Source organism: Aurantimonas sp. 22II-16-19i, from assembly GCF_002088275.1.
Lineage (GTDB): Bacteria > Pseudomonadota > Alphaproteobacteria > Rhizobiales > Rhizobiaceae > Jiella.
On the sequence record NZ_AQQS01000025.1, the window covers coordinates 1 to 16,949 of the forward strand.

General features: G+C 67.6%; 17 protein-coding genes and 2 pseudogenes. 9 read left to right on the forward strand and 10 right to left on the reverse strand.

Translation table 11 applies throughout. The features are described from left to right. The 4 genes and pseudogenes from ATO4_RS28475 to ATO4_RS18050 form a co-directional block, all read left to right on the forward strand. Positions 1-145, forward strand: a pseudogene (locus ATO4_RS28475) (alpha/beta hydrolase); the annotation flags it as partial. 117 nt (positions 146-262) lie between these two features. After that, entirely contained in the window at positions 263-463 is a 201-nt protein-coding gene (locus tag ATO4_RS18040; RefSeq protein WP_083592936.1) for a hypothetical protein, read from the forward strand. Further along, positions 450-941: a DoxX family protein gene (locus tag ATO4_RS18045; protein WP_139802533.1), complete on the forward strand. Its 492-nt coding sequence runs from the start codon at positions 450-452 to the stop codon at positions 939-941. Before ATO4_RS18040 ends, ATO4_RS18045 begins: the two co-directional genes overlap by 14 nt. Then, positions 938-2,623 (forward strand): MFS transporter, encoded by a 1,686-nt coding sequence (locus ATO4_RS18050; RefSeq protein ID WP_083592938.1) that lies wholly within the window; start codon positions 938-940, stop codon positions 2,621-2,623. The genes ATO4_RS18045 and ATO4_RS18050 overlap by 4 nt, the downstream gene beginning before the upstream one ends. Before the next feature lie 121 nt (positions 2,624-2,744). Here the strand turns inward: ATO4_RS18050 and ATO4_RS18055 are convergent, their stop codons facing one another. Together ATO4_RS18055 and ATO4_RS18060 are read right to left on the reverse strand one after the other, a co-directional pair. Beyond that, complete coding sequence (locus ATO4_RS18055; RefSeq protein WP_083592939.1) at positions 2,745-3,926, reverse strand: MFS transporter; 1,182 nt, start codon at positions 3,924-3,926, stop codon at positions 2,745-2,747. 10 nt (positions 3,927-3,936) lie between these two features. Then, positions 3,937-4,971, reverse strand: coding sequence for an aldo/keto reductase (locus tag ATO4_RS18060; RefSeq protein ID WP_083592940.1), 1,035 nt, complete (start codon positions 4,969-4,971; stop codon positions 3,937-3,939). A gap of 106 nt (positions 4,972-5,077) precedes the next feature. On the opposite strand from ATO4_RS18060, the gene ATO4_RS18065 reads away from it, so the two are divergent. Next, positions 5,078-5,968 carry a LysR family transcriptional regulator gene (locus tag ATO4_RS18065; protein WP_210191099.1) on the forward strand — a complete coding sequence of 297 codons (891 nt, stop codon included), beginning with the start codon at positions 5,078-5,080 and terminating at the stop codon, positions 5,966-5,968. Between the two features lie 206 nt (positions 5,969-6,174). On the opposite strand, the pseudogene ATO4_RS27285 reads toward ATO4_RS18065, so the two are convergent. The 3 genes and pseudogenes from ATO4_RS27285 to ATO4_RS27290 all read right to left on the reverse strand — a co-directional run. After that, a pseudogene (locus ATO4_RS27285) lies at positions 6,175-6,300 on the reverse strand (IS3 family transposase); the annotation flags it as partial. A gap of 146 nt (positions 6,301-6,446) precedes the next feature. Continuing rightward, positions 6,447-7,505 (reverse strand): phosphotransferase, encoded by a 1,059-nt coding sequence (locus ATO4_RS18075; protein WP_083592942.1) that lies wholly within the window; start codon positions 7,503-7,505, stop codon positions 6,447-6,449. A 152-nt stretch (positions 7,506-7,657) separates the two neighbouring features. Continuing rightward, positions 7,658-7,852, reverse strand: coding sequence for a hypothetical protein (locus ATO4_RS27290; RefSeq protein WP_139802534.1), 195 nt, complete (start codon positions 7,850-7,852; stop codon positions 7,658-7,660). Between the two features lie 131 nt (positions 7,853-7,983). Between ATO4_RS27290 and ATO4_RS18080 the strand changes: the two genes are divergently transcribed. Continuing rightward, positions 7,984-9,294, forward strand: coding sequence for an aspartate aminotransferase family protein (locus ATO4_RS18080; RefSeq protein WP_210191100.1), 1,311 nt, complete (start codon positions 7,984-7,986; stop codon positions 9,292-9,294). A gap of 44 nt (positions 9,295-9,338) precedes the next feature. On the opposite strand, the gene ATO4_RS18085 is transcribed toward ATO4_RS18080, so the two are convergent. The 5 genes from ATO4_RS18085 to ATO4_RS18105 form a co-directional block, all read right to left on the reverse strand. Then, positions 9,339-10,070 carry a GntR family transcriptional regulator gene (locus ATO4_RS18085; RefSeq protein ID WP_083592944.1) on the reverse strand — a complete coding sequence of 244 codons (732 nt, stop codon included), beginning with the start codon at positions 10,068-10,070 and terminating at the stop codon, positions 9,339-9,341. Positions 10,071-10,149: 79 nt separating this feature from the next. Continuing rightward, a complete protein-coding gene (locus ATO4_RS18090; RefSeq protein WP_083592945.1) occupies positions 10,150-11,145 on the reverse strand; it encodes a biotin-dependent carboxyltransferase family protein in 996 nt (331 codons plus the stop codon). Continuing rightward, positions 11,138-12,007 (reverse strand): allophanate hydrolase subunit 1, encoded by an 870-nt coding sequence (locus ATO4_RS18095; protein WP_083592946.1) that lies wholly within the window; start codon positions 12,005-12,007, stop codon positions 11,138-11,140. The genes ATO4_RS18090 and ATO4_RS18095 overlap by 8 nt, the downstream gene beginning before the upstream one ends. Next, the gene (locus ATO4_RS18100; protein WP_083592947.1) at positions 12,004-13,455 is read right to left on the reverse strand and encodes an acetyl-CoA carboxylase biotin carboxylase subunit; all 1,452 of its coding nucleotides are present in this window, start codon (positions 13,453-13,455) and stop codon (positions 12,004-12,006) included. Before ATO4_RS18100 ends, ATO4_RS18095 begins: the two co-directional genes overlap by 4 nt. Before the next feature lie 3 nt (positions 13,456-13,458). Continuing rightward, complete coding sequence (locus ATO4_RS18105; RefSeq protein ID WP_083592948.1) at positions 13,459-13,701, reverse strand: acetyl-CoA carboxylase; 243 nt, start codon at positions 13,699-13,701, stop codon at positions 13,459-13,461. Between the two features lie 236 nt (positions 13,702-13,937). On the opposite strand from ATO4_RS18105, the gene ATO4_RS18110 reads away from it, so the two are divergent. The 3 genes from ATO4_RS18110 (at position 13,938) to ATO4_RS18120 (ending at position 16,881) form a co-directional block, all read left to right on the forward strand. Next, entirely contained in the window at positions 13,938-14,855 is a 918-nt protein-coding gene (locus tag ATO4_RS18110) for a LysR family transcriptional regulator (protein WP_083592949.1), read from the forward strand. A 176-nt stretch (positions 14,856-15,031) separates the two neighbouring features. Beyond that, positions 15,032-15,754: a 5-oxoprolinase subunit PxpA gene (gene pxpA, locus ATO4_RS18115; protein ID WP_083592950.1), complete on the forward strand. Its 723-nt coding sequence runs from the start codon at positions 15,032-15,034 to the stop codon at positions 15,752-15,754. Between the two features lie 152 nt (positions 15,755-15,906). Continuing rightward, positions 15,907-16,881: an AraC family transcriptional regulator gene (locus tag ATO4_RS18120; RefSeq protein WP_083592951.1), complete on the forward strand. Its 975-nt coding sequence runs from the start codon at positions 15,907-15,909 to the stop codon at positions 16,879-16,881. Positions 16,882-16,949 lie beyond the last annotated feature (68 nt).

A 16,949-nucleotide genomic window follows, 5' to 3' on the forward strand; every position in this document is an offset into this window, starting at 1 on the left:
CGTTCCGATCGCCGCGTCCGGCGAGAAGACCGCCGGGATCGTCGCGGGCGCCGAGCTGAAGGTCTATGACGGCGCGCCGCACGGCCTCTACCAGACCATGGGCGATCGCTTCAACGAAGACCTCCTCGCCTTCATCGAGGGCTGACGGCACCGTCACGGCCGGCGAAAAGCTGCGCCGTGACCGTCCCACCCAGGCATGTCGGGTCCGATCGACGCCCCGACATGCCCCGACCGACGGCCCTTCACACGAGGATCACGGATCATGCCGAACGCGGCACGCAAGGACGAACTCGCCGGCGCGATCGCGGCGACACGCGACAACATCCGCACCCTCGTCGAGCAAGCCTCGGCCGCCAGCGGCGAGGCCGAGGAAGAGCGGATCGCCGATCGCATCGCCGAAGAGGAGGCCAATCTGGCGGCGCTCCAGAGTGAGATGGATGGCACGACCGATGACCAGCGTTGACCATCCTGCCGAAGGCCCGGCAATCGCTCGCCTCGTCGCCTCGCCCGCCGTCCACTGGATCGCCCTCCTCGGCCTTTGCGCCGCCTATATCCAGGGCGCCCTCACCCAGGCCTTCGACTTCCCCGCCGCCATCGCCGAGATGCAGCATTTCGGCCTCGCCCCGGCGGAGCCTTTCGCGGTTCTCGTCATCGTCTCCCAACTCTGCGCCTCGGCCCTGATCCTCTCCGGCTTCTGCCGCTGGCTCGGCGCCCTGGCGCTCGCCGGCTTCACGCTCGCGGCGACCGTCGTCGCCCTGCGCTTCTGGGAGATGGCGCCGCCGGGCCGCACCATGGCGGCCAATGCCTTCTTCGAGCATCTCGGCCTTGCCGGCGGGTTTCTCCTCGTCGCCTGGTGGGATTTGGCATCGCGCCGAGACAGGTCGCGCAAGGACACGTTGCGCGAAGACAGATTGCGCCACGACGGGGACGACAGACGATGACCGCCGGCACCGCCCCCCCGCAAGCCCCCCTGCCAGACCCGGCGACAAGCCCTGCCGGCGGCTTCGGGCCGTTGCGGGAAAAGGCCTTCCTGATCCTCTGGGTGGCGACCATCCTCGGCAATGTCGGCAGCTTCGTCCGCGACACCGCCAGCGCCTGGCTGGTCACCGACCTCTCCGGCGAGCCCGCCGCCGTCGCTCTCGTGCAGGCGGCCGCGACGCTGCCGATCTTCCTCCTGGCGATCCCGGCGGGCGTCCTCTCCGACATTCTCGATCGGCGCAAGCTCCTGATTTGCATCCAGCTCCTCCTCGCCGGCGTCTCGATCACCCTGATGCTGCTCGCCCATGCCGGCGCCCTGACGGTCTCCTCCCTCGTCGCCCTGACCTTTCTCGGCGGCGTCGGCACCGCCCTGATGGGCCCCGTCTGGCAGTCCATCGTGCCCGAGCTCGTCCCCCGTGGCGAACTGAAGAACGCCGTCGCCCTGAACTCCCTCGGCATCAACATCGCGCGCTCGATCGGCCCGGCCGCCGGCGGCCTCGTCCTGGCGGCGGCAGGTGCCGCCGTGACCTACGGCATGGATGTCGCGAGCTACGTCTTCGTCATCGGCGCGCTGCTCTGGTGGAAGCGGCCGAAGGACGAAGCCGACGCTTTGTCAGAGCAGTTCTTCGGCGCCTTCCGCGCCGGCCTGCGCTATGCGCGCGCCAGCCGGACGCTGCATGTCGTGCTGTTCAGGGCCTTCGTCTTCTTCGTCTTCTCGAGCGCGGTCTGGGCGCTCCTGCCGCTGGTCGCCCGCAACATCCTCGGCGGCGGCCCGAGCTTCTACGGCGTTCTCCTCGGCGCCGTCGGCGTCGGTGCGATCGGCGGAGCGCTCGTCCTGCCCAAGATCCGGGCGCGGCTCGATGCCGACGGCCTGGTGCTGCTCGCCGCCGCGGTCGCCTCCGCCGTCATGGCCTGTCTCGCCCTCGCCCCGCCCCAGTGGCTGGCGATCGTTGCGCTCCTGTTCCTCGGCGCCGCCTGGATCGTCGCCCTTACCACCCTCAACGGAACTGCCCAGTCGATCCTGCCGAACTGGGTGCGCGGCCGGGCCCTCGCCGTCTACCTCACGGTCTTCAACGGCGCGATGACCGTCGGCAGTCTCGGCTGGGGTCTCGTCGCCCAGGAAGTCGGCATCGCCCCGACGCTTCTCATCGGTGCGAGCGTACTGCTGCTGGTCAGCCTCGTCCTGCACAGGATCAAGCTGCCGACCGGCGAGGCCGATCTCGTCCCGTCGAGCCACTGGCCGGAGCCGTTGACGGCGAGCGAAGTGCCGAACGACCGGGGGCCGGTCCTCGTCCTCATCGAGTACCGGGTGGCGGAAGCCGACCGCCAGCACTTCCTCGCGGCGATCCGGCGCCTGTCCGGCGAGCGCCGACGCGACGGCGCCTATGGCTGGGGCATCACCGAGGATGCCGGCGATCCGGAAAGGCTCGTCGAGTGGTTCATGGTCGAGTCCTGGGCCGAGCACCTGCGCCAGCACCGGCGCGTCACCCATGAAGACGCCGACATACAGGCCAACCTGCAGAAATATCACATCGGCCCTGCCGATCCGGTCGTACGTCACTTCCTGACGATCCCGGCCAGTTTTCGCGGCCATCCGTCACCATCGCCGACACCTGCAGACGCTGGCGGCACAGGGGCGGCGTAGGCCGAAGGGGCTGTCGTCGCCCACATGGCAACGACCGTTGTTTCGCAAGGAAAGCGCTTCCGATCGTCAGCCCTCGGCTCCAGACGCGAGCGGTTGCACCATCGTCGAGACCACCCGCTGATCACACGGTGCTTTCACGAAGCTCTCCTGCGGCCGCAGGCGGCGTCCGCCGCCGCGCCAAAAAGGCGGCGCAGAGACCGACGGTCGCCATCACCGCCCCGGCCAGCGCGACCGCCGGATAGCCGAGCCCGGCCGAGATGACACCGCCGCCCAACGCCGCGCCGATGGCGTTGCCGAGGTTGAAGGCGCCGATATTGACGGCCGAAGCGAGATTGGGCGCATCTGCCGCCGCGCCCATCACCCGCACCTGGAGCGGCGGCACCAGCGCGAAGCTCGCGACGCCCCACAGGAAGATGAGGACGGCGCTCGCGGGCTCGCTCGACATCAGCAATGCGAAGGCGGCGAGGACGGCGGAGAGCGATGCCAGCGTCACGATCAGCGTCCGGTCGACGGACCGGTCGGCGAAGCGGCCGCCGAGCCAGTTGCCGACGGTCAGGCCGACGCCGTAGGTGACCAGCATCGCCGTGACGAAACCGAGCGAGGCCCCGGTCGCCTCGCGCAGGATCGGCACGATGTAGGTGAAGACGGTGAACATCGCGCTGGATCCGAGAACGGTCAGCGCCAGCGCGCCGAGCACTTCGCCGCGGATCAGCACCCGCAGTTCGGCAAGGGCGTTGCCGCCCTTCGATGCGGCGAGCGCCGGCAGCGACAGCCGCAGCGCCGCCATGGTCGCGACGCCGAGGCCGGCGATCCCCCAGAAGGACGCGCGCCAGCCGAAATGCTCGCCGGCGAAGGTGGCCAGCGGCACGCCGACCACGTTGGCGACGGTCAGCCCCATGAACATCGCCGCCACCGCGCCGGCCCGCCGCCCGGGCGCAACGAGGCTGGCCGCGACCACCGAGCCGACGCCGAAGAAGGCGCCGTGATTGAGCGAAGTGACGATCCGGGCGAAAAGCAGCATGCCATAGTTGTCGGAGACCGCAGACAGCACGTTGCCGAGGGTGAAGATGGCCGCGAGCCCGATCAGGAGGGTCCGCCGTGGCACGCGCCCTGTGGTGAGGATCATCAGCGGCGCGCCGATCATGACGCCTATCGCATAGGCGCTGATAAGCAGGCCGGCCGCCGGAACAGAGACGCCGAGATCGTCCGCGATGGCCGGCAGCAGCCCCATCGGGGCGAATTCCGTCACACCGATGGCGAAGGCGCCCACCGCGAGGGCGATCAGGCCGAAGTTGGGCTTCATCGTCGCCTCCTCAGACCAGCGCCGGGTTCAGGCGGGCAAAGCCCTCCTGCTGGCGGTACGGGGTGTGGGGATAGGGCGGCAGGATGTCGCTTGCCGCATCGAGGGCCGCCATCTGCTCGCTGGTCAGCGTCCAGCCGACGGCGCCGAGATTCTGCCGCAGCTGGTCCTCGTTGCGGGCGCCGATGATCACGGAGGAGACGGTCGGGCGCTGCAGCAGCCATCGAATGGCGATCTGGGGGACTGACTTGCCCGTCTCCGCAGCGACCGCCTCCAGCACCTCGACGACCCGGTAGAGGTGCTCGGCCTCGACGGGCGGCGCGAACTGTTCGGTATCATGCAGGCGGCTGTCTCTTGGCAGGGGCCGTCCGCGACCGATCTTGCCGGTGAGCCGCCCCCAGCCGAGCGGGCTCCAGACCAGCGCGCCGATGCCCTGGTCCTTGGCGAGCGGCATGAGATCGGCCTCATAGGCGCGCCCGATCAGCGAATAATAGACCTGATGGGCGACGAGCCGCGGCAGGCCCCGGCGTTCGGCGACGGCCTGCGCCTTCATCAGCTGCCAGCCGGGATAGTTGGAAACACCCGCATAGCGGATCTTGCCGGCCGCGATCAGCCGGTCGAGGGTCTCCATCAACTCTTCGGCAGGCGTCGAGGCGTCGAAGGCGTGGAGCTGCAGGAGATCGACATGGTCGCTTTGCAGCCGCCGCAGCGACTCGTCGACCGCCCGGATCAGCCGGGACCTGGACGTGCCCCAGTCCTGCGGCCCCTCGCCCATCGGCAGGCCCGTCTTGGTGGAGATGAGCACCGCGTCGCGCCGGCCCTTGATCGCCTCGCCCAGAACCTCCTCCGAGGCGCCGTTCGAATAGACGTCGGCGGTGTCGAACAGCGTCACGCCGGCCTCGAGGCAGATGTCGACCAGACGCCGCGCCTCCTTCGCGTCGCTGCGTCCCCAGGCGCCGAACAGCGGCCCCGTGCCGCCAAAGGTTCCGGTACCGAAGCTCAAGGCCGGGACGCGCAGTCCCGAAGTGCCGAGTTGCCGATAATCCATGGTGCGATCTTTCTCTCGTTGAGACCTGAGCGCATAGATGACGGCGATCGACGCCGCTGAGTATCGCCTGTTGATGAGAAGGATCTTTGTCTTGGACGCAAAGCTGATGGGAGGCGCAGACCGGGCGCGGGCGCTGGAGATCTTCGCCGAGGTGGTGCGGCGGGGTAGCTTTTCGGCGGCGGGACGAGCCCTCGACCTGACGCCGTCGGCGGTCAGCCGGGCGATCGACCGGATCGAGGAACGCCTCGGCGTGCGGCTGCTCCTGCGCTCGACGCGCGCCCTCACGCTCACCGCCGAGGGTCAGGCCTATCACCAGGCGGCGCGGCGGATCCTCACCGATCTCGACGACGCCGAGCAGCAGATCGCCGACCAGGGCGCACCCCGCGGGCGATTGCGGGTCAGTGCCGCGCTGTCGCACGGGCGGCTCTGCGTGGTGCCGCTGCTCGGGGCGTTCGCCCGGCTCTACCCGCATATTCTCGTCGACATCGCCCTCACCGACACGCCGGTGGACATCGCAGCGGGCCAGGCGGACGTGGCGATCCGCTTCGGCCCGCTCGCCGACAGCACGCTGACGGCCCGCAAGATCGGCGAGAACGGCCGGATGATCGTCGCCTCCCCGGACTATCTCGCCCAATTCGGCACGCCCCAGGTGCCGGAGGACCTCTATCGGCACAACTGCCTGAACTTCAACTTCCGCAGGGCAGAGCCGGTCTGGCCGTTTCGCCGGGACGGCCGGGTCTTCTCGCTGACGGTGAAGGGCGGCATCGAGGCGAACAACGGCGAGACCCTCGGCCAGCTCGCCGCCCTCGGCATCGGCATCGCGCGGGTCGGCGCCTTCAGCGTCGTGTCGGACCTCGCGGAGGGTCGCCTCGTCCCGATCCTCGAAGCCTTCAATCCCGGCGACGTCGAGGTCATCCACGCGGTCTTCGCCGGCGGCGGCAACACGCCGGCGCGGGTCCGTGCCTTCGTCGACTTCATCGCGGCATCTCTCCGCTGATCCTGAACCGATTGGTCGCCTCACCCGTGCGGGTCGGGCTTTCCGGATGACCGTTGCTCAAGGAGCGACGTCGACTGAACCGCTCCTGTTTTGCGGCAGGCCGTTTCGTTTGAGTCGCGCCACCATGGCCGGTTCTTCCAGCGTGGCGTAGGAGCGCGCCTCGGCTTCGCCTGGGGGATGCTGCCGATAGTCTCAAGCAGACGGTGCTTGCTCACCCGCCAGCCGACGATGCGGCGGACATAGGCGTCAAGAACGAAGGCCACGGAGACGAAGCCCGACCAGATGCTGGCGTCGATGAAGTCCGAGAGCCAGAGCCTGTTCGGCGCCGGGGCATGGGAGTCGGAGCATCCGGCAAACCCGGGACAGTTCAGTCCGTATCGAACACTGGTGGCATCTGCTTTCGCTCGGCAGTCGTCGACAGATTTCCGAGAGACGGCAAAGGGAAGGAAGCCCGAGCCCCGGAACGCACGGCGCGCGCTCAGGCCCGCAAGCGACAGGCCTGTTCCAACTCGGCAACGGCCTCATCGCGGCGTACCGTAGCGAAACGTCCGATCGCCCGGGCGGCGTTCGCATGGTTTCGCAGCACGTAGGCAGCATTCTCCGGATGTCGCTGCGCCCGCCACTCGCTGATGGCGATCGTCATCGCGTGCCGGGTCGCGATGAGGTCGAAGAGGAGCGGAATTTCGTCCTCGGCCAGAGGGTGGACGGCGTGATAGGCTGAGAGCAGCATGGTGGCAAATCCCAGCGGCGGCCCTTCGGCCGGGACGTGGTAGGAGCAGGCGACGGCAACGTCGAAGATCCGCGGCGCCTCCATCATGTCCCCAAAATCGAGAATGCCAACGATGCGGCCCGGTTCATCGGCCGCGACGAGAAGATTGGATGGGTTGAAGTCGTTGTGGACGATCTGCCGCTCCAGAGACGCCTGTCGCGGTGCGATCTCAGCGGCAAATCGAGCGAGGATCGCTTCGACCTGTCTCCGCAGATCCGGACTGGCAATGCTCCCCGTCAGCGACAGCAATCTTGCGGCTCGCTGCATGTCCCACAGGATCTCGTCACCCGGCACAGGATGGGAAAAAGACGACAGGGCCAGGGACAATTCCCCCAGCAGCCGGCCGATCGCCGGCAACTGCGTTGCCGTTCTCTCGACGTCTGCGAGGACGTCTCCGGGCAGGTAGGTCAAGAGCCGCACCATGTGCTCTTGCCCGTCAGCGGAAGCGACGAATTCGCGCTGGCCCTGGAGAGTTTCAACGACGCGTGAGACCGGCAATGTCGGTGCAACGTCGGCGATGTGAACGAGGGCCGCGTTCTGGAAGCGGACGACCGCCGGGTCCTCGGCCGAATTGGCGATCTTGAGGACGAACCGGCGGCCATCGCTGGCCTCGACGCCCATGGTGAGATCGCGCTCGCTCGCCAGCGGCCAGACCCGGCCCTCGATCCCATAGCGATCCCGCAGCAATGCTGTGATCTCGGCGGGCTTGAAGCGAGGTGCCATGACGGTGAACGTGGCGGGGGCATCGGCGGTATCGGCGATGGTCATGGCGCGCTACGATCCTTGTGGAGATGGTGTTGGATTGGCAGCGATGGCGCAGCCCAAGAGGCTTGCAACGCGGCGCTCGCCCCTTCCGGTCAATTGCGGACTGGAAGGATGATATACCACGAAAACGACTTCATGCGTCGACAAGAGGGATTTCATGCCATGACACCGGATTTTTCGGGGATTTCGCGACGCGAATCTTTATGATGATATATGGTACCACATGAATAGCGCCTGGCGTTGGAGCCGCGACCGACGGCGCCGACGTCCTGAAAGCGAGATTTCGGTCTGTGGCCGCGCCGAACATGCGCGAGCGGCGATACGAGCAACTCGCGTTTCTCGGCCGTCATGTTTCGCCTCCTTGTGCGCACCCCGCGAGATCGGTGCCGAACGTGCAAAAACGAAATGGTCGCCTCGAAATGCTCGCGCGAGCAGCTTGCGAACCGGAGAAGCAGCGATGAGTGCCAAAGCCGATCTTTCGATGCCGAACGCCTATGTTCCCGGCATCGGTAATCTTCCGGCGAAGGACGAGGCCATGATCGAGCGGCGCGCCCGCGTCCTCGGTCCTGCCTATCGTCTGATGTACGAGACGCCGCTGCACCTCGTGCGAGGCGAAGGCGTCTGGCTCTATGACGAGGAAGGCCGAGCCTATCTCGACGCCTACAACAACGTCGCATCCCTCGGTCACTGTCATCCGCGCGTCGTCGAAGCCATCCGTGAGCAGGTCGGCATTCTCGCCACCAACACCCGCTACATTCACGGCCTGATCCTCGACTATGCCGAGCGGCTGGTCGCGACCTTCCCGGCCGAACTGTCACAGGTGATGTTCGCCTGCACCGGCAGCGAAGCCAACGATCTTGCCATGCGGATCGCCCGCGCCTTCACGGGCGGCACCGGCATCGTCGTCACCGAAAATGCCTATCACGGCATCTCCGAGGCCGTCGCCTGCTTCTCGCCATCCCTCGGCAAAGCGGTCGATCTCGGCCTGCATGTGCGAACCGTCCCCGCCCCCGATGCCTATCGCACAGGCAGAGGCGACGTCGGCCAGACGTTCACGGCCGATGTCGAAACGGCGATCGCCGATCTCAGACGCCACGGGATCACGCCGGCAGCCCTGATCGTCGACACGCTGTTCACCAGCGACGGCGTGTTGCCGGGAGAAAAGGGCTTTCTCGCCGGCGCCGTCGATGCGATCCACGAGGCCGGCGGCATCTTCGTCGCCGACGAGGTCCAGCCCGGTTTCGGACGCACCGGTGAGGCCATGTGGGGATTCCAGCGCCACGGTGTCGTTCCCGACCTGGTCACCCTCGGAAAGCCGATGGGCAACGGCCATCCGGTCTCGGCCGTCGTCATGCGCCCCGAGGTGTGCGACGAATTCGGCCGCAAGGCGCGCTATTTCAACACGTTCGGCGGCAATGCAGTGTCCTGCGCGGCGGCGATGGCGGTGCTTCAGACGATCGAGGAAGACGGGCTGATGGCCAATTCCGCGGCGGTCGGCGGCTATCTGATGGAGGGCATTCGCCGCATTTCCAGAGGCCACGACGCCGTCGGCGACGTTCGCGGCTCCGGCCTCTTCATCGGGGCGGAGATCGTGACCGATCGCGCCAGCCGCTCTCCCGACCGCGAGCGCGCCTCCCGAATCGTCAACCGGATGCGCGACCTCGGCGTCCTGATCAGCGTCACCGGAAAATTCCACAGCGCCTTGAAGATCCGCCCGCCCCTCGTCTTCACGCAGGCGAACGCCGATCGGTTCATTGCGGTGATGGACGAGGCGCTGAAGACGACGCACTGACGGCGGCAGAAGCAGCCGGGCGGCAAGGTTGGCCTCCCCCGGACCTACTGCGCTGCATCGCTTTGCGCGTGCTCAGCCTTCGCCGGCGGCCTGCCGCGCCGGTGCCTCGTCGACCTTTCGGCGCCCATCCGCAAGAGCTGCGGCAGGATGTGCCGGCTGGCAATGGTGATGTCGGCAACGAGGCCGTCGCGGGCGTCCGCGCCGTCCCGGCCTTCGAGAGCCCTCAGGATCCGCTTGTGTTCGCGATTGGCCTCGGGGCCGTATGGCTCCGAAACGAAGAGTTCGGACACGTAAGGTCCGGTCTGCCCCCACAGATCCTGGATGATGCCGACGAGGCGCGGCGAACGCGCCTCGTCGTAGAGGGCGAAATGGAAAGTCTGGTTGAGCGCGCGATAGGCGGCGTGGTCGTGCATCTCCACAGCGACGTCGATGTCCGCGACAATGCTCCTCAGGCGCTCCAGCCCGGCGGGATCGACACGGTGGGCGGCAAGGTCCGCCGCAAGACCCTCCAGCTCGCAGCGGATCCGGAGCAACTCCACATAGGCGTCGAGCTCCAGTTCCGGCACCGCGATCGAGCGGTTCGGCTTCATCACCAGAAGCCGCTCGGCAACCAGTCGCTGCAGGGCCTCGCGCACCGGCGTCGCCGACACGCCGAAGCTGGCAGCGAGCGTGCGGATGACAAGTGTCTCACCCGGCCGAAACGTCGCGGCCATCAGGCCCTGCTTGATCCGGTCATAGGTCTGATCATTCAGCGAGCGATATGCGAGCTTGTCCACGCGGCCTCCTGAAGTCCCTGATATCACACCTGTCGGAGGAGATCAGCGGCCATGGGAAACCGGCGTGAAATGACGCCGCTCAGCGACCGAGAAACTCGCCGAGCCGGTTCAGCCTCGCCTTTTCCTCCCGCCTCGCCGCCAGCGCCCCCTCCATGTCGATGGATTCGAAGCGGACCGGCTGGTGCGGCTGGAGCTGGCCGATCAGGTCCATGTCCGCCGAGATCACCGTGCCGACCATGAAATAGCCGCCGCCCGACACCGCGTCCCGGTGGAGCACGATGGGCTCGGTGCCGCCGGGCACCTGGATCGAGCCGTAGGGATAGCAGCTGTCGACGATGTTGGAGGGGTCGGAGCCGGCGCCGAAGGGCGGCTCACGCGGGACGAAATCCAGCGCCCGGCCGCCCTTGAAGCGATAGCCGATCCGGTCGGCCTCGGGTGCGACCTTCCAGCTGTCCTCGAAGAAGGTGCCCTGGGATTCCTCGGTGATGCGGTGCCAGTAGAGGCCGGGCATCGCCCGCAGCACCGTTCCCGACTGCGGGACGTTGCGGCGGATGTCCTCCGGGATGGTGACGCCCAGCCCGGGCGACCCCGTCGGCGCGCCGAACTTCACCTGGTCGCCGGCCTTCAGCGCCCTGCCTTCGAAACCGCCGAGGCCCCCCAGCGCATAGGTCGAGCGGGAGCCATGGACCTCCGGCACGTCGATCCCGCCGGCAATGGCGATATAGGCTCGCGCCCCGGCCTTCAGATAGCCGAAGGAGAGCTCCTGCCCGGCCGAGACCGCAAAGGCCGTCCAGAGCGGCTGCTCGACGCCGTCGAGCTTCGGCGGCATGGTCGCGCCGGTGATGGCGATGACGGTATCGGCCGCAAATTTGAGGACCGGACCGAGAAACACCGCCTCGAGGCCCGCCGCGCCGTCGGGATTGCCGACCAGCCGGTTGGCGGCGATCAGCGCGAAACGGTCCATCGCGCCGGAAATCGGCAGGCCGAGATGGTAATAGCCCGGCCGGCCGAGATCCTGCACCGTGGTGGCAAGCCCCGGCTTGACGACTTCGAACATCGCAGCAGCATCAGCCATCGAGCGCCTCCAGCAGCTTGGCGTTGTTGCCTTCGGGGTCGGCGTTGAAGGCATCGAGGGAGAATTGAACGGAGGCGATCTTCGGCTCGTAGCGCCCGGCCTCGACCTCGGCGAGCGTCGCGTCATAGGTCTCGCGGTCGATCGGCTTGAAGCGGATGATGTCGCCCGGCCTGAACAGGAACAGGTCCTTCAGATAACTCCGCTCGCCCTTCGGATCGTAGATCGGCATCGGCGTGATGCCGAACATCTGGTAGCCGCCGGCCCCGCGCACGGAATAGACGCAGCCGAAGCAGCCGCCATAGCCGACCGTCAGGCGCGGCGTGTCGGTGCGGGGCCGCAGATATTTCGGCACCTGGATCTGCCGCGCGCGTTCGACCAGCTGGTAGGTGAAGGGCAGCCCGGCGACGAAACCGACCATCGAGACGAACCAGGGCGCCCCGGAATGGGCCTCGATGAAGCTCTCGACGCTCGCATAGCCGTTGATCCGCGCCGCATATTCGAGATCGGTCGAATCCGGATCCTGGTGACGCTCGCGAAACCGCATCAGCGTCTCGTGGGTCCAGGGATCGTTGTAGAAGACGGGCATCTCGATGATGCGGGTGTCGATCGTCTTTTCGGCGTTCTCGGCCGCCGCCTCGAAGCCCTTCAGCCGCTCCATCAAAGCGTCCGGCGCGATCACGTCCGGGTCGAACTTCACCTGGAACGAGGCGTTGGCCGGACAGATCTCGGTGATGCCGTCGATCCCGGCCTCGCGGATCGCCGTCGTCATGGACAGGCTCTTGAAGAACGCCTCGAGGGACATTTCCTCATCCACCTCGACGAAGATGTGCTCGTCGCCGCCGAAAGAATAACGCGTCTTCATCGGCCCTCTTTCCCTGCTTCGGTTTGTCCTGCGTCGGTTTGCCCTGTGTCGATTTGGCTTGGCCGGGCCTGTCCCGGTTCGGCTCGATCGCCTGCGAGCGGGTGGCCCTTCAGCCATTCCTCCAGCCAGCCGGTGTGGAATGCGCCGCGGCGGACGTCGCCGTTGCGGGTCAGCGCCAGATGCAGCGCCGCCGTCGTCGGCAGCCCCTCCACCGTCAGCTCGCCCAGCGCCCGGGCCAGCCGCGCGATCGCCGCCTCGCGGGTCTCGGCATGGGCGATCAGCTTGCCCAGTAGCGAATCATAGAAGGGTGGCACCTGGTAGCCGGGATAGAGCATCGTATCGAAGCGCACGCCCATGCCGCCCGGAACCGCCAGCCCCGACACGGTGCCCGGATGCGGCCGGAAGTCGGCCGCCGGATCCTCGGCATTGATCCGCGCCTCGACCGCATGGCCGCGCAGCGTCACGTCGGCTTGTGTGAGCGACAGCCTTTCGCCACCGGCGATGCGGATCATCCAGGCGACGAGATCGACGCCGGTGACCATCTCCGTCACCGGATGCTCGACCTGGATGCGGGTGTTCATCTCGATGAAGAAGAACTCGCCCGTCGCCTCGTCGAACAGATATTCGAGGGTGCCGGCGCCGCGATAGGCGACCCGCTCGGCGAGTTTCACCGCCGACGCACACAGGGCCTCGCGCTGCTCCGGGCTGAGGCAGGCGGCGGGCGCCTCCTCCCAGACCTTCTGGCGGCGGCGCTGGAGCGAACATTCGCGCTCGTAGAGGTGGATCGCCCGCGTCCCGTCGCCGAGGATCTGGACCTCGACATGCCGGGCCCGGCGCACGAAGCGCTCCAGATAAAGTCCGCCATCGCCGAAGGCGGCCTTCGCCTCGGCGCTCGCTTGGGGGATGAGGGTCGCCAGTTGCGCTGCGTCGTCGGCGATGCGGATGCCGCGCCCGCCGCCGCCCGCCGCCGCCTTGATCATCACCGGATAGCCGACCGCCTCGGCCGCCGCCTGGGCTGCGGCGACGTCCGTCACGATCCCGTCCGACCCGGGCACGGTCGGAACGCCTGCGAGCTGCGCCTCGCGCCTCGCCTTGGCCTTGTCGCCCATCCTGGTAATGGTTTCCGGCTTCGGCCCGATGAAGATCAGGCCCGCCGCGTCGACCTTCTCGGCGAAGGCGGCGTTCTCCGAGAGGAAGCCGTAGCCCGGATGCACCGCGTCGCAGCCGGTCTCGAGCGCCGCCGCGATCAGCGCGTCGGAATTCAGGTAGGATTTCGACGCATGGGCGGGGCCTACCTTCGCCGTCTCGTCGGCGAGCCGGGCCGCCAGCATGGTCTCGTCCGCCGCGCTCACGGCCTGCACCGTGCCGATGCCGAGTTCCTGTGCGGCACGAACGATCCTGACGGCGATCTCGCCGCGATTGGCAACGAAGATCTTAGCGATCGCCATCGATCAGGCTTCGAGGTCGTAGAGCGGCTGGCCGGCCATCACCGCGTCCTCGTTCTCGACATGGAAGGCGACGAGGGTGCCGGCCGCCTCGGCGACGACGGGGGTGAAGGACTTCATCACCTCGATCAGGCCCACCGTGTCGCCCACCGCGACCGGGTCGCCCTCCTTCTTGAACACCGGCTCCTCTGGGGAAGGCGAACGGTAGAAGGTTCCGGGGATCGGGGCCTCGATGGTGGTCTTCGTCATTGCGTCAGCAGCCTGTCGCTTGAGGAACATCTGACGAAGCCTTGCAAAACTTCGCCCCGGCGTAAAATTGCAAAAGAGAAAGCGTCATATCAAAAAATCAGATACCCCGTCTCATCGCCTCCCGCCCTCGGCTGGAAACGGACTGACATCGGGAAAACGCCCGGAGGAGCGGAGGTCTCGCGGCGTCGCATCGCCGGGAGGGTGTCGAATTGCCATGATCGAGGAGAGCCTGCGCTTTGTCGATATCGCTGAAGCAGATCCGCTATTTCGTCGCCGCAGCCGAAAGCGGCCGGATCAGCCGCGCCGCGGTGGAACTCAACGTCTCCCAGTCGGCGGTGACGACGGCGATCCAGCAGCTCGAGGCTGTGCTCGGCGCGCCGCTGCTCGAGCGCACGCCCCAGGGCGTGCGGGTAACGATCGAGGGCGGACGCTTCCTGCCCCAGGCCAAGCAGATCCTCTCCTCCGTCGCCGAGGCGATCCGCAGCCCGCATATGAGCGGCGACCAGATCGCCGGCCGGGTCCGGGTCGGCGTGACCTACACCGTCTCCGGCTATTTCCTGCCGCCGCACCTCATCCGCTTCTATGCCAACTATCCCGGCATCACGCTCGAACTCTTCGAGGCCCCGCGCCCGGTTCTGGAACAGGCGATCGTCGACGGGGCCCTCGACGTCGCCGTCATGCTGGTCTCCAATCTGGAGAACCGCGAGCACATCGCCAGCGAGATCCTCAAGCGCTCGCCGCGCCGGCTGTGGCTGGCGCCCGGCCACCCCCTCACCCGCGCCGACCGGGTGGCGCTCGCCGACGTCGAGCCGTACCCCTACCTCATGCTGACCGTCGACGAGGCGAAGGTGACGTCGATGCGCTACTGGGTGAACGCCGCTCTCGAGCCGAGGGTGATCTACCGCACGGCCTCGGTCGAAGCCGTCCGGTCCATGGTCGCCGCCGGCATGGGCGTGACAATCCTCTCCGACATGGTCTACCGACCCTGGTCGCTCGACGGCCAGCGCATCGAGACGCGGGTGATCGACGAGGGCGTGCCGAGCATGGATGTCGGCCTCGCCTGGAAACGCGATGCCAAGGCCGACGCCGCCTGCGGCGCGTTCAGCGACTTCATGCGCTATGCGGCGGCCGGGCTGGCCGAGGGGCCGCACTGATCGCCGCCGAGGCGGTTCGCGGTGCGACCGTCCGACGGGCGAGATATGCCTGCCTGCATGGGTCATCGGTTTTGCAGATATCGCGCCGCGATTTATTCGATTTGACCTGACCGGCCGATCCCGTCCACGCTTGGAACCACTGCAAAGACGGCGGTTCGGGCAAAGGGGCGAGCATCTTGGGCGTCACCATCAATTGCGATATGGGCGAGGGCTTCGGCCTCTACCAGTGCGGCGACGACGCCGGGCTGATGCCCTATGTCGACATCGCCAATGTCGCCTGCGGCTTCCACGCCTCCGACCCGTCGGTGATGCGCGCGACGGTCGCGCTGGCCGCCGACCACGGCGTCGCGGTCGGCGCGCATCCGTCCTTCCCGGACCTGCAGGGTTTCGGGCGCCGGGAAATGACCATGGACCGGGAGGAACTCGCAGCCTGCCTAATCTACCAGATCGGTGCCCTGCGCGGTTTCCTCGACGAGAAGGGCCTGAAGCTCAACCATATCAAGCCCCACGGCGCGCTCTACGGCGCGGCGATGCGGCACGAACACGTGGCCGAGGCCATCGCCGACGTGGCGGAGATCTTCGACGTGCCGCTGTTGTGCATGCGCGGCACGTTGCAGGAAACGGTCTATGCCCGACGCGGCGTTGCCTTCCTCGCCGAATACTATGCCGATCTCGACTATGACGGCGAAGGCCGCCTGATCATCACCCGCAAACACGACGCCAAGGATCCGGAGGAAGCCGCAAGGCGGGTCAGGCAGGTGGTCCTCGCCAACAAGGCGACGACCACCGAGGGCACGCTGATCGACATGCACGCCGATACGATCTGCGTCCATTCCGACACGCCCGGCGCGGTCGAACTCGCCGCAGCCGTCCGGCATGCGCTGGACGATGCCGCATGAAGCAGGTGGTTTGCGCGATGGACTCGGCCGCGGCTACGGCGTCCACTGCATCGGCCTGACCGGAAGACGACGGAGCGCCGGCAGGTCCCGGCAGCCACAGGGAGAAGTCAACGCCGCACACGGCACGTTCGACGACGATCGGAGTGAGTGCAATGCCGCTGAGATTTTCGACCCGCGACCTTCCCCCGCCCCAGCGCCGGCTGGGCTGGCAAAAGGCCGTCTCCGACATCTATTTCCCGCTCGACCTGGCCTTCGCCGGGTCGCGGCTGTTCGACGGCACCCTCGAAGCCTGGTCCCTCGGCGCCGTCTCGGTCTCCCGCAACTGCTCGAACGGGATGCTGTACCGCCGACACCAGCACCACCTCGTCGAAGAGCGGGACGAGAGCTACCTGATCACCATCCCCGAGCTTGCCGAGGTGCGCTTCGTCCAGGACGGCCAGGACGTCTCCTGCGCGCCGGGCGGGTTCCTCATCGAGCGCAGCCACCTGCCCTATGAGTTCAGCCATGCCGATCCCGCCTCGCTCTGGGTGCTGAAGGTGCCGCGCAGGGTGCTCGAGGCGCGCATCAGCCGGCCCGAGCGCCTGGCGACGCTGCGCTTCGACGCGCGATCGGGCGCGGGTGCCCTGTTCGTCGACATGCTGCGGATCGCGGTGGCGCGGATCGCCGAGTTCACCGAGGCATCGCGCCATCTGATCGGCGGGCAACTGGTGGAACTCCTCGCCGCCGCGGTGACCCAGGACAGCCGGGTGCTCTCCGGCTCGTCCACCGCGGTCCGCAACGCCCATCTCTGCCGGGCCGAGGAGATCATCCGCAGCCGGCTCGGCGATCCGACCCTGACGCCCCAGACCGTCGCCGACGCCTGCGGGATCTCGCTGCGCTATCTCCAGCAGATCTTCGAAGCCGAGAACACCACGGTCGGGGGGCACATCCGCAGCCAGCGCCTCGCTCTGTGCGACCAGCGGCTGCGCGACCCCCGCTTCCGGGGATCGATCTCCGAGATCGCCTATGAATGCGGCTTCGGCGACCAGGCCCAGTTCAGTCGCAGCTACCGGGCGCGCTTCGGCTGCACGCCGAGCGAGGCACGAGCGACGGCCCGCGATCCGATCACGGCCAACCCGCGCCGATAACGGCAATACGGGTCGCCGACGCGGCTCGGGACAGGTGCGTCCGGCCGCCGACGGGTGGGCCGTTGTGC